The sequence below is a fragment of the Amycolatopsis dendrobii genome (assembly GCF_014145675.1).
GTDB lineage: Bacteria > Actinomycetota > Actinomycetes > Mycobacteriales > Pseudonocardiaceae > Amycolatopsis > Amycolatopsis dendrobii.
This window is the reverse complement of sequence record NZ_JACGZW010000029.1, coordinates 1-14,465: the sequence shown is the minus strand read 5'-3', so window position 1 is coordinate 14,465 and position 14,465 is coordinate 1. Positions and strand designations below refer to the sequence as shown.

11 protein-coding genes are annotated in these 14,465 nt (G+C 71.4%); 1 reads left to right on the top strand and 10 read right to left on the bottom strand.

The genetic code is table 11. From position 1 onward, the window contains the following. Positions 1 to 2 precede the first annotated feature (2 nt). Positions 3 to 1,145 (bottom strand): acyltransferase, encoded by a 1,143-nt coding sequence (locus H4281_RS44520; protein ID WP_220508807.1) that lies wholly within the window; start codon positions 1,143 to 1,145, stop codon positions 3 to 5. A 392-nt stretch (positions 1,146 to 1,537) separates the two neighbouring features. Between H4281_RS44520 and H4281_RS44515 the strand changes: the two genes are divergently transcribed. Continuing rightward, the gene (locus H4281_RS44515) at positions 1,538 to 3,439 is read left to right on the top strand and encodes a glycosyl hydrolase family 18 protein (protein ID WP_182896862.1); all 1,902 of its coding nucleotides are present in this window, start codon (positions 1,538 to 1,540) and stop codon (positions 3,437 to 3,439) included. A 293-nt stretch (positions 3,440 to 3,732) separates the two neighbouring features. Here the strand turns inward: H4281_RS44515 and H4281_RS44510 are convergent, their stop codons facing one another. The 9 genes from H4281_RS44510 to H4281_RS46045 form a co-directional block, all read right to left on the bottom strand. Beyond that, positions 3,733 to 4,680: a copper transporter gene (locus tag H4281_RS44510; RefSeq protein ID WP_182896861.1), complete on the bottom strand. Its 948-nt coding sequence runs from the start codon at positions 4,678 to 4,680 to the stop codon at positions 3,733 to 3,735. Next, positions 4,677 to 5,861 carry a putative cytokinetic ring protein SteA gene (steA, locus tag H4281_RS44505; RefSeq protein ID WP_182896860.1) on the bottom strand — a complete coding sequence of 395 codons (1,185 nt, stop codon included), beginning with the start codon at positions 5,859 to 5,861 and terminating at the stop codon, positions 4,677 to 4,679. Before steA ends, H4281_RS44510 begins: the two co-directional genes overlap by 4 nt. 102 nt (positions 5,862 to 5,963) lie before the next feature. After that, complete coding sequence (locus H4281_RS44500) at positions 5,964 to 7,112, bottom strand: DUF1266 domain-containing protein (RefSeq protein ID WP_182896859.1); 1,149 nt, start codon at positions 7,110 to 7,112, stop codon at positions 5,964 to 5,966. Between the two features lie 10 nt (positions 7,113 to 7,122). Then, positions 7,123 to 8,907 (bottom strand): DNA repair protein RecN, encoded by a 1,785-nt coding sequence (recN, locus tag H4281_RS44495; RefSeq protein WP_182896858.1) that lies wholly within the window; start codon positions 8,905 to 8,907, stop codon positions 7,123 to 7,125. Between the two features lie 96 nt (positions 8,908 to 9,003). Continuing rightward, positions 9,004 to 9,924, bottom strand: coding sequence for an NAD kinase (locus tag H4281_RS44490; RefSeq protein ID WP_182896857.1), 921 nt, complete (start codon positions 9,922 to 9,924; stop codon positions 9,004 to 9,006). Further along, complete coding sequence (locus H4281_RS44485; protein WP_312872296.1) at positions 9,921 to 10,748, bottom strand: TlyA family RNA methyltransferase; 828 nt, start codon at positions 10,746 to 10,748, stop codon at positions 9,921 to 9,923. The genes H4281_RS44490 and H4281_RS44485 overlap by 4 nt, the downstream gene beginning before the upstream one ends. A gap of 5 nt (positions 10,749 to 10,753) precedes the next feature. Next, positions 10,754 to 10,960 (bottom strand): hypothetical protein, encoded by a 207-nt coding sequence (locus tag H4281_RS44480; protein WP_009079580.1) that lies wholly within the window; start codon positions 10,958 to 10,960, stop codon positions 10,754 to 10,756. Positions 10,961 to 10,976: 16 nt separating this feature from the next. Then, positions 10,977 to 11,954 (bottom strand): HAD-IIA family hydrolase, encoded by a 978-nt coding sequence (locus tag H4281_RS44475; protein WP_182896856.1) that lies wholly within the window; start codon positions 11,952 to 11,954, stop codon positions 10,977 to 10,979. Next, positions 11,947 to 14,322, bottom strand: a complete 2,376-nt coding sequence (locus tag H4281_RS46045; RefSeq protein WP_246412836.1) for a hypothetical protein — start codon at positions 14,320 to 14,322, stop codon at positions 11,947 to 11,949. The genes H4281_RS44475 and H4281_RS46045 overlap by 8 nt, the downstream gene beginning before the upstream one ends. Positions 14,323 to 14,465: the final 143 nt, after the last annotated feature.

Genomic DNA, 14,465 nt, shown 5'->3' with positions numbered 1-14,465 from the left:
CTTCAGACCGAGGCCCGCACCGGCACCCGGGCGCGTCCGGTCAGCGCCTTGCTCCACGGCAGCCGCCGCAGCACCTCGACGATCGCGAAGGTCAGCGCCACCGTCGCCGGGTACGCCACCAGCGTCGTCCACGGCGCGCCGTAGCGGTCGCCGACGAAGACGAACAGCGGGTCCAGCACCGCGATCGCGATCGGGTGGGTCAGGAACACCGCGAACGACCGGTTCACCGCCCAGGACACGAACCTTCCGCCGCGCTGCCTGCTCTCCGCCCAGCGCGCGCCCGCGAGGTAGATCCCGGCGATCACCGCGACGAACCACGGGATCAGGTACGGGCGGAAGGCGTCCGACGCCATCTCCGGCCACTCTCCGAAGTGGACACTCACGAAGTAGCCGGTCTCGGCGATCGCGAGCCCGCCTGCCATCGCGAGCAGCACCCAGCGCGCGTGCGTGCGCAGCCAGGCGTGCACCGCCTCGAAGTGCAGCGCCGCCGCGGCGCCGAGCAGCATGTAGAACTGGTACACGAGGAAAGTCGCGAAGAACTTGCTGACGAAGCCGTAGCCAAGCGCGGCGGGCGGGTAGCTCATGAAGATCGCGACCGCGACCTGGATCGCGCCGGACACCGCCAGCACCGTCCACGGACGGCGGCGGATCAGGTCGAACATCTTGGCCAGCAGCGGGAACAACAGGTACACCTGCAGCGTCACCAGCATGAAATACATGTGGTACCAGGCGTTCCCGGTCAGCAGGTCCAGCCCGAGCGTGCGCAGCTGCGCGCCGATCGACCCGAACGGCTGGTCCGAGGTGATCAGCGAATAGACCCGGTAGATGACCGTCCAGGTCACGTACGGGACCGCGACCAGAGGGAACCGCCTGCGCCAGAACTTGCCGGTCGCCACCGGCCGGTCCCGGTAGCCGAACACGAGCACGAACGCGGTCAGCGCGAAGAACGCCTCGCGGGTCAGGTGCAGCGGGGTCTGGAACGCGTCGGCGACGACGTCCTGCGGGAACGTCGTGGAGCCGATCACGTGGATGAGGATGACCAGGGCGAACGTCACGACGCGGTACAAATCGAGCTGCCGCAGGTGCGTCGGCTTGGCGGGCGCCGGCTCGTCCGCACGGACGAGCGGGATCTCGGTAGTGGTCATCGTTCGGCCGTGCTCCCGGGGTCGTTGGCGCTCATGGTGCCAGGCTCTCGTGCGCAGCTGTGAGCCACCCATGATCTTCCTGAGACTCGCCTGATGCCGCACGGGACGGGTGTCGGGTCAACCACACCCGTACGGGTGAACCGGCGCCGCCCCGCGGCACCGGACCACTCGCCCCGCTTGGAACAGGCCGTTCGTCGGGCCTTTCCGGACACTTCACCACAAAACGCCCAGGCTCGGAAATTGGTCTAGTCCACAGTATTGACTCCGGCTGTGCCCTGGTTCACATTCGACTACGGGCCGGCCCCCGCTCCTGCAGTGATCACCCGATGTCCGACGTTCGCCGCGCATTCCGGTGCGGCGAGCGGACTTCGCTTGTGCGAGGGAGAATCCTTATGCCCCACCGGACCTTGAGACCGCTGGCCGTGGCCTGCGCCGCCCTGGCCGCCGTGGTCGTGGCCGGTCTCACCATCCTGGCCCGGCCCGCCCCGGCCACGGCGACGCCCGCGCCCTCCTCGGGAGGCCTGCGCATCGCCTACTTCGACCAATGGAGCATCTACCAGAACGCCTACTACCTCAAGAACGTCGACAAGATCGCCGACAACATCGACTACCTGCTCTACGACTTCGAGAACATCGACCCGACCAACCTCACCTGCTTCGAGACGACCAAGGCGACCACCCCCGACCCGGGCGGCGAGGACGACCCGAACGCGGGCGACGGCGCGGGCGACCAGTTCGCCGACTACCAGAAGTCGTTCGGCTCGGACATCAGCGTCGACGGCACCGCCGACACCTACAACATGCCGATCGTCGGCAACTTCCACCAGCTGCAGGAACTCAAGGCGCGGCACCCGAACCTGAAGGTGCTGCTGTCGCTCGGCGGCTGGACCTACTCGAAGTACTTCTCCGACGCCGCGGCCACGGACGCCTCCCGCAAGAAGTTCGTGAGCTCCTGCATCGACATGTTCATCAAGGGCAACATCCCGAACGCGGGCGGCTTCGGCGGCCCCGGCACCGCCGCGAACATCTTCGACGGGTTCGACATCGACTGGGAGTACCCGGCGCACCCCGGCGGACACACGGGCAACCACTACAGCCCCAACGACACCCAGAACTTCACCTCGCTGCTCGCCGAGTTCCGCGGCCAGCTGGACGCACTGGGCAAGCACTACGCGCTTTCGGCCGCCCTGCCCGGCGGCCAGGACAAGATCGCGAAGATCCAGACCGACAAGATCCACCAGTACATGGACTTCGCCGACCCGATGACCTACGACATGCACGGCGCGTGGGACAAGACCGGTCCGACGAACTTCCAGGACCCGCTCTACCCCTCGCCGAACGACCCGTCCACGCCCATTCCGCCGGGCACCGAGAAGTACACCATCGACCAGGTGATGAAGGCGTACACGCAAGGCGATCCGGCGTACGGCATTCCCGGCGGGTTCCCGGCGTCGAAGCTGACCCTGGGCATCCCGTTCTACTACCGGGGCTGGACCGGCGTTCCGGCGGGCTCGAACCACGGGCTCTACCAGACCGCCACCGGTCCGTCCGCTCCGCATCCGCTGAGCGGCAACGTGCCCGGCGTCGCGATGTACAAGGAACTCTCCGGCGTGGTCGACAACCCGGCCACCACGTTCTGGGACCCGACAACGCAATCCGCGTGGTTCTACGACGGGACGAGCTTCTACGGCGGTTCGTCTAAGCAGTCGATCAAGGCGCGCACCGACTACATCCATTGCAACGGCCTCGGCGGCGCGATGATGTTCTCGCTCTACGACCTCGACCCCGATTCGACGCTGTTCCACGCGGTCGTGGACGGGCTCGCCGCGCCGACGGAGGGCTGCTCCGGCCCGCCGCCGACCACCCCGACGACGCCCACCACGCCCACTACGCCGACGACTCCCACGACCCCGACCACTCCGACGACCCCGACCACGCCCACCACTCCGACCACCCCGACGACTCCGCCGGGCGGCCAGTGCACGGCGGCGGCCTGGGATTCGGGCAAGGTCTACAACGGCGGCGCGGTCGTGTCGTACAACAACCACACCTGGACGGCGAAGTGGTGGACGCAGGGCGAGCAGCCCGGCACCTCGGACGTCTGGACGGACAACGGAGCCTGCTCCGGCGGCGGCGGTCCCACGACCGCGTGCCCGGCGGCGTGGAACACCTCCCAGTCCTACAACGCGGGCGCGGTCGTGTCCTACAACGGCCATCGCTGGTCCGCCAAGTGGTGGACGCGCGGCGAAACGCCCGGCAGCGCGTCGGTCTGGGCCGACAACGGCACCTGCTGACCCCGCGGCAGGCGCATGAATAACGGCGGCGGCACCGGATTCTCCACCCCGAGGGGAACCGGTGCCGCCGCCGCATCGCCTTTCGGCGACTCAGCGCGGCACTGGATTCCCGCTAAGGGGGCCAGCCGTGCAGCCCGCACAAGCCAGCGGCGGCACCGGGTTTCCTCGCTCTCGCGGGAAACCTGCCGCCGCACAGCCCGCACACAAGTCAGCGGCGGCCCCCGATTCCCCCACCCTCGAAGGGAATCCGGCACCGCCGCCGACTGTTGTGCGGGAGGCGGAAAGTCTCTCGTTCAGTTCCCCGAAGCGGCCACGCCCGGCGCGATCGCCTGCGCGTTGCCCGCGATGCCGTACCGCCCCGAACCGCCGTTGAGCTGCTCCTGCAACGCCAGAATGGTCGCGACCCGGCCCGCCGCCGAGTCCGCGTTGTCCACAGTGGACAGAATCGACGTGGCCGAGGTGTCCGCGCGCACCACCCCGATCGGGCCGGAGCCGCCTGCCGAACCCGGGTCCCCGGCGAGCACCGTGCCCGCGCCGGAGCGGTCCATCTGCGCGGCGAACCGCGCGATCGTCGCGGCCCGGTCCCCCGCGCCGTCGCCGGTCTGCTGTGCTCCGGTCAGCACGATCGCCAGCTGCGCGGGCTGCACGCCCTGGCTCGGCTTCACGAAACCGCCGTCGGTCAGCCCGCCGAGCGCGGCGGCGAGTTCGTCGCCGCTCGACTGCGGTTTCGCACTCGCCTTGTCCAGCAGCAGCGTCGAACCGAGCAGCGCGCCGGCGAGCGTGCCGGAGTCGCCCGCGGTCGGGAACTTCGCCCCGGCGGGCTGCAGCCGCGTGACGACGTCGCGCAACTGGTCGGCCTTCGCCGGGTCGGTGAACGCGTTGGTCAGCTGCAGTTCGCCGGTCACCGAGGCGCCGGCCTGGCCGACGAGCTTCTTGAGCGCGTCGCGGTCGGCCGGGCGCGCGTCCTGCGTGGTGACGATGACGACGCTGCGCTTGTCGAGCGCGCCCGCGACGACCTTCGGTCCCATCGTCCCGGCGAACGCGTCCGCGTCGGACAGCCGCGCGTTGAGCGAGTTGCGCTGCGCTTCGAGATCGGCGACCTGCGTGCCGAGGTCTTTCTTCTGGTCCGCGAGCCCGGACAGCAGCGAACCGTTGAGCGCGGTCGAGCCCAGCACCACGCCGACGGCCAGCGCCAGGAAGCACGCGGTGATGGAAACGATGTGGTACCGCAGGGAAATCACGTGAAGAGACCCTTCACCCAGGCGACGAACGTGGACCAGGTGTGCTGGATCCACTCGAGATAGACGGAGCCGACGTCGGAGACCAGCAGCGCGGCGATGACGACGACGATGGCGGCGAGGACGAGCAGCGCGACCGCGCCGAGCGACACCCTCGCCCGGTGCAGCGTCGCGACGGCCTTGCCGTCGACCAGCTTCGTGCCGAGCTTGAGCCGCGTGAGGAACGTGGACGGGTTCGACCCGGACCGGCCGTGGTCGAGGAATTCCCGCAGCGTGGCCTGGAATCCCACGGTGACCACCAGGCTCGCGCCGTGCGCGTCGGCCAGCAGCAGGGCGAGGTCCTCGGCGTTGCCCGACGCGGGGAAGGTGACCGCGCCGATGCCCAGGTCCTGGATCCGCTCGACGCCCGGCGCGTGCCCGTCCGGCTGCGCGGGGACGACGACCTCGCCGCCGCTGCGCAGCGTCGCGGTGCCGATCCCGGTCGGGTCGCCGACCATGACGTCCGGCTGGTAGCCCTGCGCGCGCAGGGTGTCCGCGCCGGCGTCGACGCCGATCAGCACCGGCCGGTGCTCGCCGATGTATTTCTTGAGCTTCTTGAGGTCCTCGGCGTGCCCGTTGCCCGCGGCGACGACCAGCACGTGCCGGTCGCGCACCGGGACCTTCAGCTCCGGCACGCCGACGCCGTCGAGGATCAGCGTCCGCTCGCGGCGCAGGAATTCGATCGTGTTGGCGGAGAAGGCTTCCAGCTGGGTCGACATCCCGGCCTTGGCCTCGATCATCTGGTCGGCGACGCTTTCCGAGGTCTGCTCGACCCCGGTCGCCAGCTGCCGCTCCCCCAGGTAGACCGCGCCCTCGTGCACGCGCAGCTTCGTGCCGTCCTTGACGCTGCGCAGCAGGTCCCCGCCGACCGAGTCGACCAGCGGGATGCCCGCCGCCACCAGGATTTCCGGGCCGAGGTTGGGGAACCGGCCGGAAATCGACGGGGACGCGTTGACCACCGCGGCGACCTCGGCGGCGACCAGCGCGTCGGCCGTGGCCCGGTCGAGGTCGAGCTGGTCCAGCACGACGATGTCGCCCGCGCTGACCCGGCGCAGCAGCTCCCGCGTGCGCCGGTCGACCCGCGCGACACCGATGACGCCGGGGAGGGCTTCTTGGTTCCGCGCGAGAAGACCAGTGAGCTTCATGTGGCTGATGGTGACAAATTTGTGCCAGGGTGCGGAGCCGACGCGCCGAAGCGGACATGACTCGTTGTGGTGAGCCATGTCGCGCGAGGTGCGGAGCCGGGGTTAACTGTGCGGTCCGCCCGCCTCGAAATCGAGGTTGGACCAGGGGCTCGCGGGATCGTTCAGCAACCGGTGGCGCACGCGCGCGGCCGATACGTATTCCGGCCCGAATTCCTCGCCGTCGAGCGCGAGCAGCCTGCCGAGCACGTATCCGGTGGACAATTCCGCCCAGGATCCGTGGTAGCGCCGGGCGATCGCGCCCGCCTCCAGCACCATCAATTCCGCGGTGAGCGCGTCGCAGTACCCGACCGCCAGCCCCCAGCGCGCCAATTCGACCGCGCGGCCGACGTCCCAGCCGATGATGCTGTCCACCACGCCGTCCGGCTCGAGCAGGCCGTCCGCCCGGAACCGCTGTTCGTACCGGACGATCCGGCGCACCGCGTCGACGAGCGGCCCGGCCTGGTCCTCGGCGTCGTTGTCGGCACACCACTGCCGGACCAGTTCGACCCAGCCGTAGACGTCCAGCGCGAGCCCGGAGCGGGCGCGCAGCACGAGCACGAGGTTTCCGGTGGTGAGCTGGTAGGAATCGCCGAGCAGCCGGTCCATCGCGGCCCGCCAGCCCGCCGCGTCCGCGACGCCCCACCAGTCGCGCAGGCCGCGGACCTCGGCGACGTAGTCGTGGTAGCGCGCGTCGAGGACGTTCCACGGTTCGGCCGACAGCACCGCCTGGTGCGCGCCGCACGCGAGCGCGTGCGCGACCGGACCGTCGAGAAGTCCGTACCGGGCCGTGTAAAGCCGTTCGACCTGCTGCTCCACCGCGGTGACCCGGTGCGGGTTCGCGTCGACCCAGGGCAGCACGGCCGCCGCGCGCACCCGCCATTCGCCGAGGGTGCCGCGGTTGAACACGACCTGTTCCTCTTCGCCGAGACCGTGCGTGGCCCAGTCGAGGTCACCGCTGAGGAACACCACGTCCGCGCCGAAATCCGGCAGCGCGCCGCGGGTGAACACCTGCAGCGAGGGTTCGCCGCCGTGCGCGCAGCAGACTTTCGCGGGCGACCAGGTCCGGTCCTGCGCGAGCCGCTGCGCCTCGTCGCGGTGGATCGGCACGAAGAGCTCCTCGTCGCCGAGGAGTGCGAGGAAACGGTCGAGATCGTCCTCCCGCCGCGCGCGGGCGAGTTCGGCTTCGACGTCGGCCAGCGTGGCCCAGGTCATGGAATCCGCCTCAGCCCTTCTTCGCGCGCTTGCGCTTCGCGCCGGTGTTCTTCGCTTTGTCTTTCTCCGCCGTGGCAAGCAGTTCCTCGGCGTGCGCGCGGCCGGTCTCGGTGCCGTCCATGCCGGCGAGCATCCGCGCCAGCTCGCGCACCCGGTCGTCCTGGTCGAGCGTTTTCACGCCGCTGCGCGTGACGCCGCCGCTGGTTCCCTTGTCCACCACCAGATGCTGGTCGGCGAACGCGGCGACCTGCGGCAGATGCGTGACCACCAGGACCTGGTGGGTGCGCGCGAGCCGCGCCAGCCGCCGTCCGATCTCGACCGCGGCCCGGCCGCCGACCCCGGCGTCGACCTCGTCGAACACCAGCGTCTGAACCGTGTCGGCGTGCGCCAGCACAACCTCGATCGCCAGCATCACCCGCGACAGCTCACCGCCCGAAGCGGCTTTGTGCACCGGCAGCGGCGGCGCGCCGTTGTGCGCGCGCAGCAGCAGTTCCACTTCGTCGACGCCGTCCGGGCCCGCGTGCACCGCGTGTCCGTCGATCGCGAGCGCCTGCCTGTCACCGTGTTCGGCCGGCCGCTGTTCGACGGTGATCTCCAGCTCCGCCTGGCCCATCGCGAGACCGGACAGCTCCTTGGTGATCGCCGTGGCCAGTTCCGCGGCCGCCTTGCCGCGCGCGGCGGAAACCTCGGTGGCGTGCGCGACCAGCTGCACAGCCAGCTCGTCGCGGCGCAACGCCAGCGCGGCCAAGGCCTCTTCGGACGTGTCCATCGATTCGAGCCGCCGGCGCGCGTCTTCGGCCCACGCCAGCACGCCGTCGACATCCGCGGCGTACTTGCGGGTGAGCCGTTTGAGATCGGCCTGCCGCGCGAGCACCTTCTCCAGCAGCGCCGGGTCGGCGTCCAGATTCTCGACGTAGCTGCCCAGCTCCGCGCCGACGTCGCTCAGCAGCGTGGAGGCCTCCTCCAGCCGCGGCACGAGGTCGCGCAGCACGGAGTCCTCCGCCGAAACCAGCCGCCGCACTGCCTCGCCGACCAGGCCGAGCGCGCCCGGGGCGTCCGGATCGCCGTCCTGCGCGCCGGAAACCGCCGCGTGCGCCTCGGTGGCCATCGCGCGCAGTTCGTCGACCGCGGCGAGCCGTTTGATCTGCTCGGTGAGCTCGACGTCCTCGCCCGGTTCGGGGGCGACCGCGTCGATCTCGTTCAGCCCGTGTTTCAGCAGGTCCGCCTGCTGCGCCATCTCGCGGGAACGGTTGGAGCGCTCGCTCAGCTCGGTGATCACGGCCAGCCATTCCTCGCGGACCTGGCGGTACGCGGCGAGCGGCCGCCCGACGTCCTCGCCGGCGAACCGGTCGATGACCGCGCGCTGCTCGGCGGGGCGCAGCAGCCGCAGCTGGTCGTTCTGCCCGTGCACGGCGATCACCTGCTCGGACAGGTCGGACAGCACCCCGACCGGCACCGACCGGCCGCCGAGGTGCGCGCGCGAGCGCCCGTCGGCGGCGACCGTGCGCAGGGCGATGACGCTGCCGTCCTCGTCGACATCGGCCCCCGCGTCGGTGACGATGCGGGCGGCCGCGTCGTCCTTGCCCACGGTGAACCGGCCCTCGACGAATGCCTTCAGCATCCCGTTCCGGACCTTCGACGCCTCGGCCCGTCCGCCCGAGAGCAGATGCAGCCCGGTGACGACCATGGTTTTGCCCGCACCCGTCTCACCGGTGACCACGGTGAAGCCCGCGTGCAGTTCCAGCAGGGCTTCCTCGATGACTCCGAGGCCCTGGATGCGCATCTCGGCCAGCACGACGCATACGGTAGCGGCCCGCACCGACGTTCTGTGCGTCCGAGGTCCGCTAACTCTTCTTTTCGCTGGTCGAACACTTGTGCGGGCGCGTCGCGCTCAGCGGTCTCCCGAGCGCCGGTCGCGCCAGCTGCGCACCGGCAGCCCGAACTTGTACACCAGCCGGTCGGTGAACACGCCGTCCCACAGCCGCACCAGCCGGACCGGCCGCGTGCCGCAGACGACGCGCACGAGCGCGCCCGGCGGCAGGTCGAACGACCGCAGCCCGTCGCAGGTCAGCGCCGCTTTCGGGCCCTTCGGGTCGATGCCGACGGTGATCACCGATTCGGGCGAGACGACCAGCGGGCGGGAGAACATCGCGTGCGCGTTGCTCGGCACCACGAGCAGCGCCTCGACGTCCGGCCACAGCACCGGGCCGCCCGCGGAGAAGGCGTACGCGGTCGAGCCGGTCGGCGTCGCGCACAGCACGCCGTCGCAGCCGAAAGACGACACCGGGCGGCCGTCGACCTCGATCAGCGCGTCGAGCACCCGCTCGCGGCTGAACTTCTCGACGCTGGCCTCGTTGAGCGCCCAGGTCCGGTAGATCTCGGCGCCGTCGGCGGTGACGGTGACGTCGACGGTCATCCGGTCTTCGACGTGGTACTCACGGTCGACCACGCGCTGGACGGCGTCGGCGAGCGCGTCCGAATCGGCCTCGGCGAGGAAGCCGACACGGCCGAGGTTGACGCCGAGAACCGGCACCTCGGCCGGGCGGGCGAGTTCCGCCGCGCGCAGCAGGGTCCCGTCGCCGCCGAGCACGAACACGAGTTCGGCTCCCTCGGCCGGATTGTGCTCGGGCGCGACAACGGTGCACGGCATGGCCATGCAGCCGTCCGGGTCGATCAGCTGGAGGACGTCCTCGTCGAGCACGCGCAGCCGGATCCCGGCCTTGGCGAACCGCTGGGACACCTCGCGGGCGGCCTCCCGGGTGGTGTCCCGGTCGGGGTGCACCACGAGGAGCACTTCACGTTCGGCGGTCACTGGGGTCCTTCCTGGACTGCGGCGCGCACGAGCCGTTCGGCGTTTTCGACGGCTTCGCTGCCCGCTTCTTCCGGCTCCGTTTTGCGGAGCCACACGAAGTATTCGACGTTCCCGGAGGGCCCGGGCAACGGGCTCGCGACGACCCCGCGCAGCGACAGGCCGAGCTTCGCGGCTTCGGCGAGCACGCCCAGCACGGATTCGGCGCGCAGTTCCGGATCGCGCACCACGCCGCCGCTGCCGAGCCGGTCCTTGCCGACCTCGAACTGCGGTTTGACCATCGGCAGCAGATCCGCGCCGTCGCGCGCGCACTCGGCGAGCGCGGGCAGCACGAGCTTGAGCGAGATGAAGGAAAGGTCGCCGACGACGAGATCCACCTGGCCGCCGAGGACGTCCGGCGTCAGGTTGCGGACGTTCGTGCGGTCGAGGACCACGACGCGATCGTCGGTCTGCAGCTTCCAGTCGAGCAGCCCGCGCCCGACATCGGCGGCGATGACTTCGCCCGCCCCGTTTCGCAGCAGCACATCGGTGAACCCGCCGGTGGACGCGCCCGCGTCGAGACAGCGGCGGCCTTCGGCAGTCAGTCCTTCCGGACCGAAACGCTCAAGCGCGCCAAGGAGTTTGTGCGCGCCGCGCGACGCCCAGCCCGGGTCGTCCTCGTCCTTCACGACGATCGGCGCGTCGTTTTCCACGCCGGTGGCGGGTTTCGTGGCGACCATGCCGCGCACGGTGACCTTGCCGCCGGTGATGAGCGCGGAGGCTTGTTCGCGGGAGCGGGCGAGTCCGCGCCGCACGAGTTCCGCGTCGAGCCTGGCCCGTTTGGCCACGCCGGTCAGACCTTGTCGATGCTGGACAGGGCCACGGTCAGCTCGGTGTGCACGGCCTCGAACCGGTCCACGTGCTCGGCGGGCGGCAGCGTGTCGAGGTCGTCGAGCCCGGCGACGGCCTCGTCGATGCCCGCCCGCGGGTCAGTCTGCTGCGGGCCGGGTCCGGGGATCGGCGGGGGTCCGGGAACCGGCCGCGGAACGTTCGGGTGCACAGCCCCAAACTACCAGTCAGGCCAGCCCGAGCCCGGCTACCGCCGCCGCGGCCGCGTCGCCGTCCGCGCGCACCTGCGCGACCCCGGTGCGCCACGCCGAATCGCACAGCGCGCGCAGCAGGTCGAGCTTGTCCCCCTCGCCGCGGACGGTCAGCACGTCGCTTTCGCTGATCTCCCAGCCGGTTTGCTTCCCGACGCGCAATTCGTCCACCGGCCGCGCGAGCGCGGCGAGGTCCGCGCCGAGATGCGTCGGCCGTTCCGCCGGAATGGCGGTGAGCAGCGTCGCGGGAGTCGCGATGCCGGTGAGGACGCACAACGAGTCGAGCCCCGCCGCGACCGCACCCGCGATGTCGGTGTCGAGCCGATCCCCGACCACCAGCGGACGCTTCGCTTCCGCCGACCGCGCAGCCGTCTCGAACAACAGCGGCTGCGGCTTTCCCGCGACGACCGGCTCCGCCCCGGTGGCGATCCTGAGCGCCCCGACCATCGACCCGTTGCCCGGCATCAGCCCGCGTTCGGTGGGCAGCGTGGTGTCGGTGTTCGTGGCGACCCACAGCCCGCCCGCCCGGATCACGATGCTCGCCTCGGCGAGGTCCGCCCACCCGGTTTCCGGCGAATGTCCTTGCACCACCGCGGAAACGTCGTCACCCGCGGTCCGCACCGGCTCCAGTTCGGCCGCGGAGATCTGGTCGCCGAGCGAGGCGGTGCCGACGATGAGCACCTTCGAGCCGGCGGCCAGCCGGTCCCGAAGGAGTCCGGCTGCCGCCTGAGCGCTCGTGTGCACCTCTTCGGTGTCCGCGGAGATCCCGAGGTCCCGGAGATGCTCCGCGACCGCCGACGGGGCTTTGGACGCGTTGTTGGTCACGAACCGGACCGCCGTGCCCTGCTCGCGCACGGCGGCCACGGTTTCCGCGGCGCCCTCGATCACCTGCGGCCCGTGGTAGACGGTGCCGTCGAGATCGAACAGCAGCGCGTCGTAAGCCACGTCAGTCATCCGACTCGCTGGAACCGTCCGCCTGATTCGCGTTCGCCTCGTTCGCGAGGTCCGCGGCCCGCTCGGCGGCGTCGGTCTCGTCCTCGGCGTCGGCCTCCGCGGCGTTGAGGAACCACTGCACGGCCTCTTCCTTGCGCCCGGCAGCCTCGAGGTTGTCGGCGTAGGCGTAGAACAGGCGCGCGCTCCACGGATCGCGCTTGGCCGCCTGGAGGTCCGGCCCCTGCAATGACACGACCGCCGCGTCCAGTTGCCCGAGATCGCGCCGCGCGCCCGCCGCGACGATCGCCAGCTCGACCTGGGTCGCCTTGGTGAGCCGTTCCTTGTCGGTCTCCTTGGCGAGGTCGAGGGCGCGCTCCGGACGGCCGAGCGCGCGCTCGGCGTCCGCGATGATCGCGATGTGCTCGTCGCTGCGCGTCATCCGCCGGACGGCGCGCAGTTCCGACAGCGCTTCCTGCCAGTTGCCCGCGTGGTAGGCGACCAGCCCGAGCCCTTCGCGGACGATCGGCACCCGCGACGCCTTGGTCTTCGCGTACCGGGCGTGCTCGAGCGCCGCCTCCGGGTCCTCGTCGACCAGCCCGCCCGCGGCGACCAGATGCTTCCCGACGGTCTCGGCGAGGCCCTTCGGCAGGGTCCGCAGTTCCCGGCGGACTTCTTCGTCTAGGTCGGAGAACTCGATGTCCTCGGGCAGTTCCGGCGCTTCGAGCAGTTCGCGGGCGAGTGCCGCGTCCTGCTCCTCGACGGTCACCGGGCGCTTGCCGCGGGGACGCTCGTCCCTGCGGTCGCGCCGGTCGTTGCGGCTGTCGCGGTTGTCCCTGCCGCCCCGGTTGTCGCGATCGCTGCGGTTGTAGCGGTCTTGCCGCTCGCCACGGTCCTCCGCGTCACGCCGTTCCTGGCGCTCAGCAGCCTCGACGCTCTCGCGCCGGTCCCCCGCACCCGACTCGACGTCAGCGGCGCCCGAGCCCGCGATCACCTCGTCGACCACCGCGGATTCCTCGACCGCTGCCGACGAGGTCTCCTCGGCCTCGTCGCGCCGCCCGCGGACGCCCTCGTCCTGACGCTCGTTCCGGAAGCCGCCGTCGCGCTGGTCCTTCCGGAACGCGCCCGAACGCTCGTCCCGGCGATCCCCGCCAGGTCGCCTGTCGCCGGCCCGGTCGTCGCGACGGAACCCGCCGGACCGCTCGCCCCGGTAGCCGCCCTCGTCCCGGCGGTCATTGCGGAATCCGCCGGAGCGGTCGTCCCGCCGATCGCCGCGGTAACCGCCTTCGTCCCGGCGGTCATTGCGATATCCGCCGGAGCGGTCGTCCCGCCGGTCCCCGCGGTAACCGCCTTCGTCCCGCCGGTCGTTGCGGAACCCGCCGGACCGGTCGTCCCTGCGGTCGTCGCGCCGGTCATTGCGGAAGCCGCCCGAACGGTCGTCCCGCCGGTTGTCGCGGCGGTCGCCGGAGCGGTCGTCCCGGCGATAGCCGCCTTCGTCGCGGCGGTCGTTGCGGAACCCGCCCGGACGGTTGTCCCGGCGCTCGTCGCGATCGTTGCGGAACCCGCGGTCGTCGCGCCGGTTCCCGCCGGAACGATCGTCCCGGAATCCGCCGGATCCCCGGTTCCCGCCACGGAACCCACCGTCGCGCGGCCCGCGGTCGTCCCGATCCCGGTACCCGCCCGGCTTGCCGCCGCGGTCATCCCGGAAGCCGCCCGGCTTGCCACTGCGATCGTCGCGGTATCCGCCGGGCTTGCCGCCCCGGTTGTCGCGATCGCCGTAACCGCCGCGGCGGTCGTTGTCCCGGAACCCGCCGGACCCGCGCCGATCGTCGCGGAACCCGCCGCCCTGGGAGTCTTTGCCGCGATATCCGCCCGGACCGCGCCGGTCGTCGCCGCCGCGCCGGTCGTCGTTCCAGCGCCCGCCGGACCGCTCCCCGTACGAGGACTTCCCCTGCGGCCGCCCGCCGCGATCGCCGTAGGACTTCCCCTCCGGACGATCACCGTAGGACGAGCGTCCCTCCGGACGCCCTGAGCGGTCGCCGTAGGGCTTCCCGCCGGAACGGTCGCCGTAAGACTTGCCTTGCGGCCGGTCGAACTCGCGCTTGCCGCGGGGGCGGAAGTCGCGGTCGTCGTCGCGTTTCCCGGCGTAGCCGCGGTTCTCGCGGGGGCCGTCGCCGCGGCCGGGGCGGCCGGCGAACCCGCCGGACCCGCGTGCGCCGCGATCGTCCCGCCGGGGCCGGCCCTGGTGGCTGTCCCGCCCGCCGCGGTCCTGCCGCGCGCCGCGCCGGTCTCCCCGGGGCGCGTCGGACCGGCCGCCGCGGGAGTCCTGGTCGCGGCGAGCCGACCGACCGGACCCCTCATCCGCTGAGTCACGTCGACCGAACTCGGACACCTGGCCTCCTGCCATAGACAACTCTGGAATTCTGAGGAAGGCCCTCCGTACGAGGGCCGATTGACTATCCTACGGGCCCGTTCGGAGCAACCTCGCGCGGGCGGACCTCAGCCGCCTCGCGCGCTGCCCGAGCGGACGCGAAC